Source organism: Dethiosulfovibrio salsuginis, from assembly GCF_900177735.1.
Lineage (GTDB): Bacteria > Synergistota > Synergistia > Synergistales > Dethiosulfovibrionaceae > Dethiosulfovibrio > Dethiosulfovibrio salsuginis.
Genome location: NZ_FXBB01000013.1, coordinates 37,552 through 54,558, shown reverse-complemented (window position 1 = coordinate 54,558; position 17,007 = coordinate 37,552). Strand labels below are relative to the sequence as shown.

Genomic DNA, 17,007 nt, shown 5'->3' with positions numbered 1-17,007 from the left:
GAGACGAGATCAGGAGGAGAGATGGATATGTCTTTTAAAGTGAAGATAAAGGGGTTCTCCAGCATACAGTGCGATATGCCCCTTTCAGGTCAGGGAATATTGGCCTCCACAGGGCTTTACAGAAACAGAAATATCGTGGCCTGGAGGGTGAACAACTATCTCAGGCCCTTAGAGTGGGTTCTGGACGGAGAGTCATCGGTGGAGTTCGTGGACACCAACTCTTTTGAGGGGACCATGGTCTACAGGAGCTCTCTGGGATTTCTCCTTCTCCTTGCTACGAGAAAGGCTTTAGGTAAGTCTATCTTCATCCGCCACTCCATATCGGAGGGCCACTTTTGGGAGTTCTCCGACGGAGAGGTTACAGAGGAAGATTTAGAGGCCATCAAGGTTGCTATGGCGGATCTGGTGGAGATGGATATACCTATATCGCGGGAGGTAGTCTCTCTCGATAAGGCCTGTCGGATCTTTCAGCGTCAGGGTAACCCGGAGAAGGGAAGGCTTTTTTCCAGGGTCTCTATGGACCCCATCGAGGTCTATAGGTGTCTCGATATGTACGGATTTTTCTACTGCCCTTTAGTGCCCTCTACGGGCTACCTTAAAAACTGGGGTTTAAAGCTGCTTTCACCTGGTATGGTCCTCCAGTTTCCTACGGTGGCCTATCCTACGTCGCTTCCCCCTTTTCAGGCGTCTAAGAAGCTTTCCGAGGTCTTTCTGGAGTACGCCAACTGGCTGAAGACCATGGGAGTCAGCTCTATGGTGAACCTCCATGACGCTATAGCCGAGGGAAAGGGACAGGAGCTGATGCTAATCTCCGAGGCTTTCCACTCCCAGAGGTTGAGCCATCTGGCCGACGAGGTCGTCAACAGGGGGGCTGCTCTGGTCTGTATCGCCGGCCCGTCGGCTTCCGGCAAGACCACCACTTCCAAGAGGCTTAAAATTCAGCTTCAGGTATGCGGCAAAAGGCCTGTGACTCTGTCTCTGGACGACTATTTTGTGGACAGAGATAAAACCCCTTTAGACGAAAAAGGGGAGTACGACTTTGAGGCTCTGGAGGCTTTGGATCTGGAGCTACTGAACCTTCATCTCAATCAGCTCCTATCGGGCCAGGAAGTTCAGCTTCCGCAGTTCGATTTCGTCACAGGGAGCAGAAAGGAAGGCAAGATACTCAAACTCGATTCCGACGATATCCTTATAATCGAGGGTATCCATGGTCTCAACGACAGAGTGACTCAGGAGGTCGCCCAGGATAAGAAATTCAGGATCTTCGTCTCCCCTCTCACGGGGGTAAGCCTGGATAGGCAGAACAGGACCAGCACCACCGACAACAGGCTTTTTAGGAGGATGATCCGAGATCATCGAACGAGAGGACACAGCCCGGAGGCGACGTTGAAGAGGTGGCCGTCGGTGATAAGGGGAGCACAGAAATACATATTCCCCTACCAGAAGCATTCGGATGTAATGTTCAACTCGGCGCTACTTTACGAGCTGCCCGTTCTTAAAGGGTATCTCGAGCCTCTTTTACAGACGGTTCCCGAGGACTCCCCTTTGTTTGGCGAGTCCCGGAGGCTACTGTCCCTTCTTAGGTTCGTACCTCCCCTGCCGTCCGATAAGGTCCCTAACGAGTCTATTTTGAGGGAGTTTATCGGGGGAAGCCTTTTTGAGGACTAATTCTATGGCTATAAAGAGAATTATAGCGGCCATCTCCTTTTGGGCGGTTATCCTAGTGGCCACCGTCGCCTACTGTTCGCCGATAGACCGCTGGAACTCCATATCCCAAAAGGCCACGGCACACCTCTCCTGGGCGAAGGATGTGGTCGCCCACACTGAGGGAAGCCCGGTGATCTCCCCTTTGTGGGTCTGCGTAAAGGAGGAGCACCTTCTTTTCGGTCTCGACGGGACCTCTAAGACCGTCTTCGCAGTCTGGCCTGTGGCAACAGGAAGGGTTAAAGGTCAGAAACAGAAGGTCGGCGATATGAGAACACCGGAGGGGGATTTTACCGTACAGAGGATAGACGATGCCTCCTTTTGGCAGCCATACAAGGACAAGAAGACCGGCGAAACTATAGGATACGGCCCTTGGTTTATAAGGATTAAGACCCCTCCCTGGACGGGGATAGGGATTCACGGCACCGACGACGACCATCTTCACGAGATAGGAACCGACGCCAGCCACGGCTGTATTCGTATGGCCAATCACTCTCTGCTGGAGTTAAAGGCCCTGGTAGCTCCTGGACAGAGGGTCATCATCCTCCCATGAGGAGGTGGTCTTTTTGTCCAAAGTAACCATGTCCGACGTAGCTCTGGAGGCTCAGGTCAACAAGGCCACGGTGAGCAGAGCCCTGAAGGGGGATCCTAGAATATCCTCTATTACCAGGGAAAAGGTCTGGGAAGCGGCAAAGAGGCTTGGATACAGGATAGACACCGTGGCTCAGGGATTATCGAGCAAAAAGACCTCCCTGGTAGGGGTGGTTATGGGGGATCTCAAGGCCCCCTGGGCTGGTGCCTTCCTCTCGGGGGTCGAAAGGGTTTTAAGTCGTTATCGTATGGAGATGATAGTCAAAGAGGCCGACGGAGTTCACGCATCTGGAGAGGCGGTCTTTCAGAGGCTGGTGGACCGAAAGGTGGAGGGGATAATCTGGAACGCTAATGTCCCTTTCCTGACCGCCCTCGAGGTGCCTTTGGTCACCGTTGGGGAAGGCTCTCAGGTTTTTTCCATGAAGGTAGTTCACGACGTAAAAGCGGTCTCAGAGCGGGTTTTATCCCTGGCTGGAAAGAGATCTATCCGCTATTTCAGCGGCGATAGCCCTCTGTTCAAATACCTGTTCGATCTTGAGAGAGACGGTGAGGGGTTGTTGTCCATCTACGATGGGGTCATGCCTCCTCTCTCCAGCGACGTCAGGGATATCCTGTTATGCTCCGATCCGGTTTTGAGCGGTGAGACAGGCTGCACTTGCCTTGACTGGGGCGTTTTCGACGCAGGAGGGGTTGGAGCTAGGTGTATAGTGAACCTGGTTCGTGGTAAAGGGGTCAGGCCTAAAGAGGTTTACCTCTCCCCTTCTATGTACGTGTCTGGGGAACGCATCTCTCACTAATGAAAATCTATATCAACTCTTGACTGGGAGGCCTTATAAAAGTATAACTATGGCTAGGTTTTTCAGGAGGAGATGAGTCAGGTGGAAGACAAAGATAGTTGTAATGGCGTTTGCGAAGGCTGTCCTAGCCAGGAAGGCTGTTCCGGTGCTCCTAAGCCCAGCAGAAAGGGCATAAAGAGGATCGTTGCGGTAGGCAGCGGCAAGGGAGGGGTGGGCAAAAGCTCCGTTTCCGCCCTGTTGGCGGTGGGGCTCGCAAAGAGAGGTTTTTCCGTCGGGGTTATGGACGCCGATATAACCGGTCCCTCTATCCCTAAACTTTTCGGGGTAGATTCCCGGCCGTCAGGTAACGGAGAGGGAAAAATAATCCCACCTAAAACCGATAGACTAGGTATCTCAATAATGTCTATGAACCTGCTTCTGGATGATCCTAAAGCTCCGGTTGTATGGAGAGGTCCTCTTATAGGAGGGGTTGTTCAGCAGTTCTGGAACGACGTGGACTGGAACGGTCTGGACTGGCTTGTGGTGGATCTTCCCCCAGGAACCGCCGATGCCCCTCTCACCGTGATGCAGACGGTGGCTCTAGACGGCATGGTCATAGTCAGCACCCCTCAGGAGCTGTCGGCTCTCATCGTAGGCAAACAGGCCCGTCTTGCGGAGATGATGAACGTCCCCATCATGGGAATGGTCGAGAACATGAGCCACGTGGTATGTCCTCACTGTGGCGAAGAACTGAGGGTTTTCGGCGAAAGCCATTCGGACCAGATAGAGTCCAACTTTGGCATATCGACTTTGGCCAGGATCCCCATCTCCTCGGAGATCGCCTCTTTAGGGGATAGAGGGCTTATAGAGGACTACGATAACCTCTCTCTTTTGAACGAGCTTGTCGACGGTATCGTCTAGAGGGCACCTCTAAAAACTCTAATCCTCGGAGAGATCGTTCCGACGGAGCCCAGAGCCCGTATACTCGACATGCCGTCGTGTAGTCGAATGGGGCGACAGGACGTCGCCCCAAGCCGAGGGGGCACAGGACGTGCCCTCCGAGGCGGTTCGTACGGAACAGGCAGGTCGAGTATACGATTGGGCGAAACAGGGCGTAGGCGGAACGATCTCTCCGAGGGGACTCAAAGGTGAGTTTTTAGAGGTTCCCTAGATAAAGAGGCAGGAGGGATGTCCCTCCTGCCTCTTTATCATGCCTCCAGCTTCGGTGGAAGCGGCTCAAAGTGTTCCAGCTCTTTGACGTTTTCCTCCAGGGCGGCCATCGCTCCGTTGTAATCTATCTTTTCGTGGCCGCTACAGTGGAAAATCCCTCCCCACAGCGAAAGGTCGGTTTCGGGTCCTACTTCTTTCAGTATATCTTCCGGTACTTTTTTCAGCTTATCCAGGGCCGTCTTCGCCCCGGCGTTCGGGGTTTCCGGAAGTAGGATCATATAGTTACCGTTTTCCATAAAAAAGCCGAGGTCGCACTCTCGGATGTTCTTCTTTATGAAGAATCCATATGAGTTGAGTATCTTTTCTTTCGTCTGTACGTCCGTCTCCTGACCGTTTGTTACTAGCTTTATCCTTATGGCTATCATCGAGAGCCATCTTCTGTAGCGTATGGACCTTTTTAGCTCGGCGGGGATCATGATCTTCGCGTAAGGAGCGGAGAAAAGCCCTGTCTCAGGATGTATCATCTCCCCTTTTTCCTCCGCCTCTCTCGGTGGGGGAGGAGAGACTTCCTCTATGAGGCATATCAGCTCCGAGCCCCCTTCTCCCGGTTTTCTTAGAACCTGCCAGCCCTTGCCTCTTACGTCAATTCTATCTATATCCTGAGGGAATATCATCTCCGCCTTCTGACCAAGCAGAACGTCTTCCTCTACCTCCAGAAGGTCCAGCATATCGGTGTTAGCCCCCAGGATAAGGCCGTCGCCATCGACGTCTAGAGTTGGAAGAGGAACTCCTTCCAGAAAAGAGCCCTGTTGTTCCGGTGTTTCCGTCTCCTCAGCCTTTTGGGGGGCGTCCATTATGGTCATAACCTTGTTCACCAGGATAACCGTTCCTGCGAATGACAGTGCTAGCCCTATCCATGAGAGTCCGTATGGAGCCCCTAGCCCGAGAGGCAACACCAACAGAGCGACCCCCTGTCCTAATATCTGAAGAGGGGCAAGTCCGTCTTTAGCGTTTCTTCCCAGACAGATTACGTAAGATACCGATATGGACATATAAATCATCGTCACGAAGAGCCAGAAGGTCGCTCCCATGGAGATGCTTTTTGACTCGCTCGAAAAGGGCAGTAGAGCTATCGCTATTACGAGGGTAGGTATAGGAGGAACCGTAAGCCATGAGGCGGTCCCTCTCTCGTCCTTTTCATTAGGGGTGCTCATCACAGCTCTAAGGACATACCTGACGATCCCCAGACAACGTCGTGGTGTATCGACGTTAAAGCCGAGGCTGCTGTAAAACCGGTGCAGTGATTAGGTCGCCATAACTTAACGTCGAATTCGTCGTTTATTCGCTCAAGTTGGGGCATTAGCTTCTGTCTTGGAACAGAGGACAGATGGGTCCCTCCTACAACGGCGTAAAAACTATTGTGCCCGAAAGTGTCCTTTACGTGTCTCATTATGTTTATCACTCCTGAGTGTGCACATCCCAGTATAAGGGAAGGGCCGTGAATTCCCAGAGCCAGCAGGGATATGTCGTCTTTGAAGGGGTCTTTGATCCACCCTCCTGAACCATCAGGGATTACCAGTCCGCTGCGGCTCAAGCTGTTTTCCTCTCGTTTCTCCACGGGGACGGTAAAAGCCCAAAGTCCGCCTATAACCTCCGCAGGTTCGTCTATAGGGAAAAAGGACCTGTGTTCCAGGTTTAAATCCATGCCTATAAAGGCGGGAAGACCAGATTTCACGCTGAAATGAGGGCTTTGCACCGCCCTGCTGCCCCATATCTCAAGGCTAGGTTTTCTCGATAGAAGTTGAGGAAGACCTCCGCAGTGGTCGTAATGACCGTGACTAAGACAGACTCTGGTGATATCTTCCGGAGAAAAGCCCAGTTCTCTCAGGTTATGTAGCAGCGAATGGCCCTGTCCCGTGTCGAACAGGAGGTTTCCCCTAGGGGTCTCTATCATGATACTTAGGCCATGTTCTCCCAGCAAGCTAGAAGAGCCACAGAGATTGTCCACGACGACCGTTAGTTTCATTGGAAAGTCTCCTCTATAGTTTTTGACCCCATTCGTCGGCGCTTATCTTGAGAACCGGAGCTCCTTGTCGGAGGGGTATCTTATATCGTATATTACATGAATTTCCTTGCTCTCTCCAGGCTCTAGACTCAAGTTCCAGCTGGATATCCCCGTCTCTTGATCGGTCTCCGATGGAGAGGGATCTACGGTGGACAGAGATACGGATATCCTCTCGTTGGTTGGAACAGGTATGCGGTCTTTTACCTTTATGGCTATCGATCTTGTCAGTCCGTTGGTGGCTGTTATAGTGTACCCTCTCCTGAGGGTTCCTTTGCCTATCCAGGTGGACCCACTTTGAGGAATTTTATCCTCTCTCTCTATCTGGACTCCAGGGATCTCTCCGAAGGGTATGGAGAAAGTCTGACCACCGACTAGTTTAGGGATAAATCCTCTGCCGGAGAACTTTCCGTCTACGTACATCTCTCCGTTCGCCGGTATGGTCTGAGCCTCGGGCATTTTCCCCTCCGCTAAGAGCCAAAGTGTCGGGGACATAGATGGGACGGCGACCATAGACGGTTTTACCTCCGTAGACCATTTCTCCAACAAAACAGTCGAAGGGACCCCATCTCCTCTTATGTCTCCCTGAAAAGAGAAGGCCCTGTCGGTAAGGGATTCCTCGACTGCGACATCGAGAGCTTGGGTTATAGAGGACTCCATCATCATGGCAGGTGCGGCCAGCCTGGTCTCCCCTCTGTAGGAGGATTTGTTTTCCGACGGGTCGATCAGGCTTACGGTGAGAGGTTGCAGCTTTACGGGATCGCTGAAACTAGAGGGCCTGCCCATGTGGAGAGCTAGCTTGCCGGAAAAGGTAAGCCCTGTCTTCTGCCATACCGTCCCGTTGAGGTGAGCCGTCAACTTTCCACCCTCCAGATCCAGGTTCATCCTGTAACTAGGTCTCCATCCGGCGTGGGAGGTGGTGCAGCGGATCGATAGGCCTCCTTTCCCGGATGTAGCGGCCGATACCCTCGTCATAACTCCCTCTGTGGGAGGCATTTTACCCTCTAAACTCTCCTGTAGGTCTCTAAACTCTCTGTTGAGTTTTTCAAGAGACTCCTTTTCCTCGACGAGTTTTTTTGTCGTGTCTCCCCTTACCTCCATGAAGTTTGCTGCGTAGGATGCGATCTCCGATGGGGAGACCTCCGGTTTTAGCTCGTCCAAAGCCTTCAAAGTCTGTTCCAGCGACTGCACGATTCCCTGCTTTTCGGAGAAAGCCCTCTTGATACGGTCTCTCTCCTGGGCGATGGAGGCCAGCGACGGCGGTATCCATAGGGATCTTGGAATCTCCTCTACCGAACTGCCGAGGATGACCTTCTCTCCCGAAGATTCAAGCCTTATGGACCTCGGGTCTATGGTTCCGGGAAGGTCTAAGGTAGGGGATTCCCCTTCAACCATAGGTATAGCCAGAACCGCCTGATCTAGATAAATGCTGGCCTCCGTTACGCTTGGTTCGCTCGCCAATAGCCTGGAAGGCGATAAAAAGGTTGAGCATAAAACTAAAACCGCAAAGAGCACAGTGATCTTCATCTATTTTTCCTCCTGTGTTAGAGATAGGTACTATAATGATACCTCAGAAGGTGGCTTTTTGGGCGATCTCATGTAAAATAATCGGGCCGATCGAATCGTCAAACACGAAGGAGAAAGTAGGGACTTGTATGAAACTTGGAATAGTAGGTCTTCCTAACGTAGGGAAGAGCACTTTATTTAACGCTATAACCTCCGCCGGTGCGGAGGCTTCAAATTACCCTTTCTGCACGATAGAGCCTAATATAGGGGTCGTTGCTGTTCCCGACGAGAGGCTGGAGGTCCTTTCGACGATGTTTAAATCGGAGAAGATAACCCCTGCGGTCGTCGAATTCTTCGATATAGCGGGCCTGGTAAAGGGAGCCAGCAAAGGGGAGGGGCTTGGAAATACCTTTTTATCCCACATAAGGGAGGTCCACGCCATAGCCCACGTGGTTCGCTGCTTCGACGACGAGAACATAGTTCACGTCGACGGAGAGGTAAACCCTATAAGGGATATAGAGACCATAGAGCTTGAGCTGGTCTTGGCGGACCTTGAGACCGTCGAGAGACACGTGGTTAAGACCGAGAGAAACGCCAGAAACGATAAGTCTCTAAGACCTTATCTCGAGCTTATCCTCAAGGTAAAGAGCGTCCTGGAGGAAGGGAAGATGGTCAGGACTATGGACCTTTCAGAGGAAGAGGAAAAAGAGCTTAAGGGTCTCAACCTCCTGACCTCTAAACCGGTGATATACGTGGCAAACGTGGCGGAGGATCAGATCGGAGTCGCCGACGAAAACCCTCACGTGATAGCGGTAAAGGATTACGCCGATAAATACGGCTGCGAGGTTGTCCCTGTGTGCGGAAAAATCGAGGCGGAAATAGCGGAGCTCGAGCCGGAGGAGAAAAAGGAGTTTCTCGCCGATCTAGGTCTTCAGGATTCCGGTCTCGACAGGCTTGTAAAGGCTGGATACCGCCTTTTAGGGCTTATATCGTTCCTGACCGCTGGTGAAAAAGAGTCTCGTGCCTGGACGATAAAAGACGGCTTTAAGGCCCCTCAGGCCGCTGGGACCATTCATACCGATTTTGAGAGAGGTTTTATAAAGGCTCAGGTGGTCTCCTATTCCGATCTGGTCGAACTAGGGGGTCTCGCAGAGGCGAAGGGCAAGGGATTGGTCCGTATGGAAGGCAAAGAATACGTCATGAAAGACGGTGACGTTGTCGAGTTTAGGTTTAACGTTTAAGCAGTTTTAAGTTTATCCAAAAATAGAAGGGATGATTTTTGATGCAGCAGATCAGTCTTGATGAAATTCTATCGATGTTACTCTCCAGGGTGGACAGCCTCTCAGTGGGAACGGAGAACATAAAGAGCAAGGTCAATATAATAGGCAGAGCTCTATATAAAAAAGGTCTTCTCTCGGATCAGGATATCGTGGACGCCGTGAAGGACGAGCATTCTCTTCTCCTGGAGCTTGGCGCTATAAAAGAGATGCCTCAGGACGATATGTTAGTCGCCATGGCGGATAGCCTTCTTCAGTGGCTGAAAGGCGACGGAGAGGCCATAAAAAAGAGCATGAAGGTCTACGAGGAGAAAATGAGGCAGGCTATAGCTAAAGAGGAAAGCAAGCCCAGAATAGACGTAGCTCCTCCGTCGGTTCTTCGTCAGCTGGATCAACTCGGTGGTAAGGGAAAGGGCGGAAAGCTGATTCTCTGACCGATGTTGGTCTGATGCTATGACTCAGATGAGGCAAGATAGAGATAAAAAGAGCCTGTTTTCTGGCTTGATGAGGTGGTGGATGACAGTGGGGGTGAGGAACAGGTCCATGGTTATCCTGGATCTGCTGTTCTTCGCCTTAGCTACTTGGCTTGGCTTCGCCCTTAGGCTCTCGGTCTTTATGAACGCCTTCTACGGCGACGCTCTCCTGTCAGGTTCTGTCTTTGCTGCTGTTAACGTAGGCTCTTTCTACATAGGAGGGGTCTACCGTATATATTGGCCTCAAGCGAGTCTTGAGGAGTTCGCTCTCCTTTTTCGTTGCTACATGGTCGCCTCGGTGGTGTTTATCCTCTCCTACGTGTGGATTCCCGCTATTTTCGTCCCCAGATCCTCTCTGGCTATAATGCTTTTCGGGGGATTCTTTATGTCGGCGGTTTACAGGGCTTCCTGGCGTTTTTTTCTCGCAACAAAACAAAAAAGTAGGTCGTGGGTAAAGACGATTATCGTTGGAGCGGGAGATGCGGGGTCCACCTTGGCTAGAGAGCTTATACGAAATGGCGATGAGCTTTTACCGGTGGGGTTTCTCGATGATGACTGCGAGAAACAGGGTAAGGATATAGCAGGCCTTCCTGTTCTGGGAGCTATCTCCGATCTTGAGCAGTGGATCCAGAAAGAATCTATCTCTGTTGTGCTGGTGGCAATCCCATCGGCTTCCAGGAAGGTCGTCGGAGAGGTCCTTCATCGTCTCGCATCCCTTGGGGTGGAGACACGGGTCCTTCCCAGTTTACGGGATATCGCTGGAGGTACGGTCTCTACCACCATGCTCCGAAAAGTAAAGCTGGAGGACCTTCTAGCGAGAGATCCTGTCGCTCTGGATTGCGGTGCTATCGCTGAGATCATATGCAACAAAGTCGTCCTCATCACCGGGGCTGGAGGCTCTATCGGAAGCGAAATTTCTCGACAGATAGCGACGTACGGTCCATCCCGTCTGGTCCTTCTCGGTCACGGCGAGCACTCTATATACTCTCTATGTGAGGAGTTTCGGGAGAAGGGGATCCCAGTTCCCTACGATCCGGTGATCGCCGATGTGTCAGACCGAGAGACGATGGAACAGGTTTTCTCCCGGTGGAAACCCTCGATAGTCTTTCACGCAGGGGCTCATAAGCACGTTCCCCTTATGGAGGCGAATCCAAGGGAGGCGGTCAGGGTAAACAGCTTCGGTACCTGGGTTTTGGCCGATCTGTGCGGTCTATACGGGGTTGAGCGAATGGTGATGGTGTCCACCGATAAAGCGGTAAACCCGACCAGCGTTATGGGAGCTACCAAACGGGTAGCTGAGATGGCGATCCAGCGAGCTCAGCTAGATCACCAGTCGACTAAGTACATGGCCGTAAGGTTTGGCAACGTGCTGGGGAGTCGAGGAAGCGTGGTTCCCAAGTTCGAGAGACAGATAGAGCAAGGAGGCCCCTTAACGGTCACCCATCCCGACATGAGAAGATATTTTATGCTCATACCGGAGGCAGCGGGGCTGGTTCTTCAGGCCGGTTCTATCGGAGAGGGAGGGGAGATCTTTGTCCTGGATATGGGGGAGCCTATCAAAATAGTCGAGATGGCTGAGACCCTGATAAAGCTTCACGGATACAGGCCAGGACTGGATATCTCTATCGAATTCTCCGGCGTTAGATCTGGGGAAAAACTCTTTGAGGAGCTGTTTTACGATCTCGCAGGGGTGGACCTGACAGCTCATCCTAAAATATTCAGAAGTCACCTCTCCGATAAAGAGCTTCCCGATTCCTTCGACGCTGGAAGAATAGCCGTTGTTCTAAATTCAGGCGGAGATTCTGTCGTCTCGGAGCTAAAGAAAATAGTTCCCGAGTTTTCTCACTCTTAAGGGTATCTCTAAAAACTCTAATCCTCGGAGAGGTCGTTCCGACGGAGCCCAGAGCCCGTATACTCGACCTGCCGTCGTGTAGTCGAGTGGGGCGACAGGACGTCGCCCCAAGCCGAGGGGGCACAGGACGTGCCCTCCGAGGCGGTTCGTACGAAACAGGCAGGTCGGAGTATACGATTGGGCGAAACAGGGCGTAGGCGGAACGATCTCTCCGAGGGGACTCGAAAGTGAGTTTTTAGAGGTTTCCTTAAGTAAAGAGGCCGGAATGGACAAAAATCCACTCTGGCCTCTTTAGGTTTATTTGCCTTTTTTTATCAAGTTGTTCAGTGCTTTTATCAAAGGGGCTATCTCCTTGGAGGTTGCAGGTTTATCAAGGGCCTCTACAGGAGAAGTCTTTTTACCCCAATATAGCTCATTGGCGCTTGGGTCGTGGTTTATAGTCGATCCGTCCAGAGATAGCCCTGCGAACAGACCTTTGCTCATAGAATAGCTGTAGATAGGGGTGTTTAGGTTTATGTCCGTCGCAGCGGAGGTTCGACGGCCCACCGGTCCGGCGGCGACGGCGAACTCGCCGCCTAAGGTAAAGTTATCTCCCCTGAATCCCTTCATCCCATCTTCGTTGACGACGGCGAGGACCAGCGCAGTGGACTGGACCCCTATCTGAAGTCCAAAGGATCCTCCTGCTATGTTGTAAAAGGAAGGTCCATACCATTTGCCGGTCTTAGAGTCGTGGCGGAGCAATATCCCCTCTCCGTACTGTCCTCCGAGTACGAATCCTGCCTTCACGACCGAAGGGAATATGGCCACGGCGACTCCTTTTTCTATGACATATCCCATTGTCTCAACGTCGTCCTGTGCGGACATTCTGTTTATGGTGTCCAGCGATTCTTTTATCCTGGTTTCTGGGGTTTTGCCTGCCCAAAGGGGACTCGCTGTTATAGCCAGTATAAGCGATGCCAATATCACTGTCTTTCTCATAAATATCTACCTCCTATGGAGTAAGCTCTGTATCTCGATTATACACGGCAGCATGGTAAAAACGACGACACAGCCTCAAGGTCATATGGTATAATATGGGCGAAATAAGGATCCCTGCGGTGTGCGTGATCATGTCCTACGTCTTGAGCCAACACTCGAGCCGTATAAGGTCGAGACGAACCGGTAGATGAGGCGGTTTCCCGCTTCTGAAGCCCAGGCTCGGTAGACCTTGCTTTAGCTAGGATCGGGTCAAGACAATCATGACACGGCATTGTGGGGGCTACCGTTTCCGATGGCGCTGAGCTTGCTCGGCGCCCTTTTCGTGTATGGAGGAGGGAGTCTAATGACCGCTTCACCTATGTGGAATCCTCTGAACAGTGGAGGTTTTATCTTTGACTGGGACGGAGTCCTGGCGGATACCAGGCTGGATTTTTCACCTGTAAGGGAGAAATATTTTGGGGGAAAAGACGTCCCGATACTTGAAGAAATGGCGAAGATGGACGAAGGGGATCGTGAACTTCTCTCCGAGGAGATAAGGCGTTTGGAGATCGATGGAGCGTCTTTAGCCACCGCTGTCCCAGGAGGACAGGATCTGGTATCCCTTCTCGACGATCGAGGGATTCCCTGGTCGGTGGTGTCCAGAAACTGCCCTGAGTCTATCTATCTTGCCGCTAAAACCATCGGTTTTGATCTTCCTAAAAACACCTTCCATCGGGAGAGCGGTCATGTAAAGCCCTCGCCGGAGGCCCTTTGGATGGCCTCTGACGCCATGGGAGTGCCCGCCCGGTCCTGTACGGTGATAGGGGATTTTGTCTACGATATCCTCGGTGCAAGGAGGGCGGGAATGAGGGCCCTGCTCGTAGAGCGTGGACCGGAGAAATGGTCCCACTGGGCGGACGGCCATTTCTTTAGACTAAAAGAGCTGTTGGTCTCGCTGAGGGAAGGTGTAGAGCTGGTTCCCTGGGAGTATCGTAGTCTAGTTCAAAACAGAGGCTTAAACTGGCTCTGTTCCGCATGGGAGATATCTTTGGAGGTGCCCTCTCCTCTTGCCAAAGAGGATCTTGACCTGGTATTTAAGTTAGCCTCTCTAGGGGTAGGGACCTTTATAGCGTCTAAAGAAGAGCAGCCTGTTGATATTTGGCAGGAGGTCCCGTGGCTCTCCTCTGAGTTCTTGGGCAAGCCTCAATGTGCTGTTTTAGAGGGGTTACTATCGAGACGATTTCCAATGGCCACCGTCCAATCCGAGGGTTGCGGCGTCTCTTTAGAGCTTTTCCGAAGCCATCCTGAGCTTAAAATGGAGGACATCCTGAGGTGATCTGCTGGGAGACACCTCTGGCGGAGAGGATGAGACCGTCATCTCTCGATGAATATGTAGGCCATAGCTCTATTATCGCCCCAGGGACTGCCCTGAGAAGCCACCTTGAAAGAGGGGTCGTGCCTTCCTGTATCCTCTACGGTCCTCCTGGAGTGGGTAAAACCGCCCTCGTTCGTCTCATGGCCTCGGTCACCGATCGAGAACTATTCGAGATCAACGCCGTTTCCGCTAAGGTCTCTCAGCTGAGGGAGCTCATAGACCAGGGGGAGAAGGTCAAATCCATGTCCGGCAGGTCGGTAGTGGCCTTTGTGGACGAGATATATCACTTCAACAAAAGCCAGCAGAACGCCTTGCTTCCTGCGGTGGAAAAAGGGGATGTGGTCCTCGTCGGGACTACCACCGAAAATCCGTGGTTTGAGATCAACAAGACCCTTCTTTCCCGTTTGATGGTGCTGACCATCGATCCTTTGACCGAGGAAGACCTGGTAGTCCTCATGTCAAGGGCCCTTGAGGATAGGGAAAAAGGGCTTGGGTCCCTTGAGCTTTCATGGGACCAGGAGGTACTGAGGGAGATAGCCCTTTCCGCTGGCGGCGACGGTAGACAGGCCTTAACAAGGCTGGAGTACCTAGCCCGCTCTGTGGCCGCCTCAGGAGGGAGCCACATATCCCTGGAGAGGGCTAAAAAAGATCTCCCTAGGGCATCGGTCAGACACGATAAAGGCGGAGATAACCACTATCAGGTTATCTCCGCCTTCATTAAAAGTATTCGAGGTTCTGACCCCGATGCCACCATATACTGGCTAGCGAGGCTTCTGGACTCCGGTGAGGATATCCGTTTTATCGCCAGAAGGATGGTCATATCCGCAGCGGAGGACGTGGGCCTAGCGGACCCTATGGCCCTGATGATCGCGACCTCCGCCGCTCAGGCCTCCGACATGACCGGTATGCCTGAAGCCAGGATAATCCTCGGGGAGGCCGCTTTGTATCTGGCCTCCGCCCCTAAAAGCAACAGGGCTTACGAGGCCATAAACAGCGCTATCTCCGATATCGAGTCTGGAGCCGTCCAGAGGGTGCCCGATCACCTCATAAACGGCAATCGGGGATACCTCTATCCTCACGACTATCGAGGGCATTGGGTAGCCCAGTCCTACCTCAAAGAACCTAAAAGATACTACTTTCCGTCGGACTCCGGTTATGAGTCGAGGGTACTCGCCAGGCTCAAGCGATTTTGGCGGAGGTTTAGGGAAGGCTCCCAGAAGGACTCATGAACCTGTAAACCATCAAGCCTAGCCACTCTCGCCACGCCAAAGTAGAATCCCTTAGCCCTCCAGCTGAAGGGATCCACCGTAGAGGGTCTCGGGACCGATCTCCCAGAGGACCTACAGGATAACCGTATATGTCCATCTCTGGGATGGCTCTTTTCGCCATCCAGAGGGACCTCCTCATGTGGAATGAATTTGTAACTACCACGATAAAGCCAAGATCCTTTTCCCTGGCTATGGTGGAGGAATAAAACATGTTTTCCCAGGTCGTCCTTGAGTCCTCTTCTAGAATTACCGGAGCGGTATAGCCAAGTTCACGTAGCTTTCTCTCCATACACTTAGCGAGAGAGTCCCCTCCCTCAAGGGCCATCCCGCCGGACAGGATAATCGGCCACCCCCTCCTCTCCGCCAGGCTTGCTCCTTCTATAAGCCTTTGGAGTGTGAAAGGTCCAGGCTCTGAGGTGCCGTCGGAGAGCCTGGTGAATCCGCCACTGAGAATTAGGACCGCTCCAGAGGTATTAGACTCCGGAAGGTCCTTCTTGTCGGTCTCCACGGTGGACAGCAGATATCCTGCCACGGCGGGCATTGAGAGGGTTATGAGGCTTAGGGCACCGATGGCTATGGCCCCAGCGGCCGTCCAGAATAGAGGCCCTTTCTTTCGGGACAGGGATATACATATTATTCCTGCCAATATGATCGACAAAAAAAGCCCTAGGGGCATTCCTAGGGCTCCTGCTAACTTGTAGACGAAGAACACCAATCTACCCTCTAAGAGAGGTCTTTTGCCGGGTTGTTCTGGAGGTACGCCTCCACCCCGGTTCGAGTCATATCGATGTGTTCTTTCATCTCTCGCTTGGCCCTCTCTCCGTCTTTATCGAGAAGGGCGTCTATCACCGCTATATGGCCCTCGGAGAGAGCTTTTAGATAGTTGTGTTCCGCTAGAGAGTAAGGTCTATAAAGGTTGATCATGTCCAATATGTCCAGAAGAACACCGCTGAGAAACCGATTTCCCGAGGCCCGATAGAGAAAATTATGGAAATTGCGATCCTGGACGAGGTACTCTCCAGGGGACGTGTCGTTATCCATAGACTCAAAAATTTCCCTGAATTTAGCTAGCTCCTCCATCGGTGGTGCCATCGCGATCAGGCTAACGGCGAACATCTCCAGGTTAGCCCTTAATTCATAAAGAGCGGAGGCGTCCTCTAAGGTGGGTAACGTGACGAAAGCCCCTTTTCTAGGCGTCAAGGTAACTAGCCCTGTCTTCGCTAGCTGTCGAATAGCCTCTCTTACCGGTGTCCTCGATACGGCCATGCTGTTCGCTAGTTCCACCTCCGACAATTTTTCCCCCGGCTTGATAATTCCCTCCACGATCGCTTCTTTTATCTTTTCATACACTATCTGTCTCAGATCGAGACTTTTGGCCGGGAACAACGGATTTTCCCTGGTCATTTACATTCCTCCCCAGGTGTCAGATACGGTGTTCATTATACAAAAGACAGGGGAAAATGGAAGCTCTATTTTTTAGGGAACTTCTCCCTCTGGTACCAGAGTATCAGGGCATATATGCCGTCGGAGAGCCGATTGATGTAGGAAAATACGTAAGGATCTATCTTCCCCGACCTTAGCAGTTTTACCGACTGTCTCTCCGCCCTTCTGGCCATCGTTCTGGCGAGATGGAGAGAAGCGCAGACACGGCACTCTCCTGGCCTTATAAACTGGAAATCCTTATCGGTGAACATCTCAGATACCTGCTTTATCATACCCTCCATCCACTCCACTTTAGGCGGCTCGAGGCCGTCGCAGAGGGACATAACTCCCATCAGTATATAGAGGTCGTCCTCTAACTTCCTCAGGTTGTCGCATACAGGCTCGAAGTCACACATAGATCGTGCTAGGCCTATGGCAGCCTGGCACTCGTCCACCGTGCCGTAGGCCTCCACCCTGGGATCGTCCTTAGGGACCCTCTCACCGTTACAGAGGCTGGTGCTCCCTTTATCTCCACCTTTAGTCGTTATGGTTATCTCGTGCATTTCTATCTCTC

General features: G+C 52.2%; 16 protein-coding genes. 9 read left to right on the top strand and 7 right to left on the bottom strand.

Annotated elements, in window-relative coordinates; translation table 11 throughout:
- Positions 1–27 precede the first annotated feature (27 nt).
- From B9Y55_RS06370 to B9Y55_RS06355, 4 genes are all read left to right on the top strand, one after another.
- On the top strand, positions 28–1,668 hold the full coding sequence (locus B9Y55_RS06370) for a nucleoside kinase (RefSeq protein ID WP_085544530.1): 1,641 nt from the start codon (positions 28–30) through the stop codon (positions 1,666–1,668).
- Positions 1,658–2,257 (top strand): L,D-transpeptidase, encoded by a 600-nt coding sequence (locus tag B9Y55_RS06365; protein ID WP_234986159.1) that lies wholly within the window; start codon positions 1,658–1,660, stop codon positions 2,255–2,257. The genes B9Y55_RS06370 and B9Y55_RS06365 overlap by 11 nt, the downstream gene beginning before the upstream one ends.
- Before the next feature lie 13 nt (positions 2,258–2,270).
- Complete coding sequence (locus B9Y55_RS06360) at positions 2,271–3,092, top strand: LacI family DNA-binding transcriptional regulator (protein WP_085544528.1); 822 nt, start codon at positions 2,271–2,273, stop codon at positions 3,090–3,092.
- Between the two features lie 72 nt (positions 3,093–3,164).
- Positions 3,165–3,992, top strand: coding sequence for a P-loop NTPase (locus tag B9Y55_RS06355; RefSeq protein ID WP_085544527.1), 828 nt, complete (start codon positions 3,165–3,167; stop codon positions 3,990–3,992).
- Between the two features lie 287 nt (positions 3,993–4,279).
- Here the strand turns inward: B9Y55_RS06355 and B9Y55_RS06350 are convergent, their stop codons facing one another.
- The 3 genes from B9Y55_RS06350 to B9Y55_RS06340 are packed head-to-tail and all read right to left on the bottom strand — an operon-like array spanning position 4,280 to position 7,830.
- Entirely contained in the window at positions 4,280–5,455 is a 1,176-nt protein-coding gene (locus B9Y55_RS06350; RefSeq protein WP_085544526.1) for a PAS domain-containing protein, read from the bottom strand.
- On the bottom strand, positions 5,455–6,267 hold the full coding sequence (locus tag B9Y55_RS06345) for an MBL fold metallo-hydrolase (protein WP_085544525.1): 813 nt from the start codon (positions 6,265–6,267) through the stop codon (positions 5,455–5,457). Before B9Y55_RS06345 ends, B9Y55_RS06350 begins: the two co-directional genes overlap by 1 nt.
- A 42-nt stretch (positions 6,268–6,309) precedes the next feature.
- Entirely contained in the window at positions 6,310–7,830 is a 1,521-nt protein-coding gene (locus B9Y55_RS06340) for a DUF4139 domain-containing protein (RefSeq protein ID WP_085544524.1), read from the bottom strand.
- A gap of 128 nt (positions 7,831–7,958) precedes the next feature.
- On the opposite strand from B9Y55_RS06340, the gene ychF reads away from it, so the two are divergent.
- From ychF to B9Y55_RS06325, 3 genes are all read left to right on the top strand, one after another.
- Positions 7,959–9,050, top strand: a complete 1,092-nt coding sequence (ychF, locus tag B9Y55_RS06335) for a redox-regulated ATPase YchF (protein ID WP_085544523.1) — start codon at positions 7,959–7,961, stop codon at positions 9,048–9,050.
- A gap of 41 nt (positions 9,051–9,091) precedes the next feature.
- On the top strand, positions 9,092–9,520 hold the full coding sequence (locus tag B9Y55_RS06330; RefSeq protein ID WP_085544522.1) for a hypothetical protein: 429 nt from the start codon (positions 9,092–9,094) through the stop codon (positions 9,518–9,520).
- Positions 9,521–9,590: 70 nt separating this feature from the next.
- Complete coding sequence (locus B9Y55_RS06325) at positions 9,591–11,411, top strand: nucleoside-diphosphate sugar epimerase/dehydratase (RefSeq protein ID WP_234986158.1); 1,821 nt, start codon at positions 9,591–9,593, stop codon at positions 11,409–11,411.
- Positions 11,412–11,708: 297 nt separating this feature from the next.
- On the opposite strand, the gene B9Y55_RS06320 is transcribed toward B9Y55_RS06325, so the two are convergent.
- Positions 11,709–12,389 carry a lipid-binding SYLF domain-containing protein gene (locus B9Y55_RS06320; RefSeq protein WP_085544520.1) on the bottom strand — a complete coding sequence of 227 codons (681 nt, stop codon included), beginning with the start codon at positions 12,387–12,389 and terminating at the stop codon, positions 11,709–11,711.
- Between the two features lie 343 nt (positions 12,390–12,732).
- On the opposite strand from B9Y55_RS06320, the gene B9Y55_RS06315 reads away from it, so the two are divergent.
- Positions 12,733–13,704 (top strand): HAD family hydrolase, encoded by a 972-nt coding sequence (locus tag B9Y55_RS06315; RefSeq protein ID WP_159448260.1) that lies wholly within the window; start codon positions 12,733–12,735, stop codon positions 13,702–13,704.
- Positions 13,701–14,972 carry a replication-associated recombination protein A gene (locus B9Y55_RS06310; RefSeq protein WP_143340841.1) on the top strand — a complete coding sequence of 424 codons (1,272 nt, stop codon included), beginning with the start codon at positions 13,701–13,703 and terminating at the stop codon, positions 14,970–14,972. The genes B9Y55_RS06315 and B9Y55_RS06310 overlap by 4 nt, the downstream gene beginning before the upstream one ends.
- Here the strand turns inward: B9Y55_RS06310 and B9Y55_RS06305 are convergent.
- The 3 genes from B9Y55_RS06305 to B9Y55_RS06295 form a co-directional block, all read right to left on the bottom strand.
- Complete coding sequence (locus B9Y55_RS06305; RefSeq protein ID WP_085544518.1) at positions 14,944–15,723, bottom strand: YdcF family protein; 780 nt, start codon at positions 15,721–15,723, stop codon at positions 14,944–14,946. The genes B9Y55_RS06310 and B9Y55_RS06305 overlap by 29 nt on opposite strands.
- A gap of 11 nt (positions 15,724–15,734) precedes the next feature.
- Positions 15,735–16,415, bottom strand: coding sequence for a GntR family transcriptional regulator (locus B9Y55_RS06300; RefSeq protein ID WP_085544517.1), 681 nt, complete (start codon positions 16,413–16,415; stop codon positions 15,735–15,737).
- A gap of 65 nt (positions 16,416–16,480) precedes the next feature.
- Positions 16,481–16,996, bottom strand: a complete 516-nt coding sequence (locus B9Y55_RS06295; protein WP_085544516.1) for a cob(I)yrinic acid a,c-diamide adenosyltransferase — start codon at positions 16,994–16,996, stop codon at positions 16,481–16,483.
- Positions 16,997–17,007 lie beyond the last annotated feature (11 nt).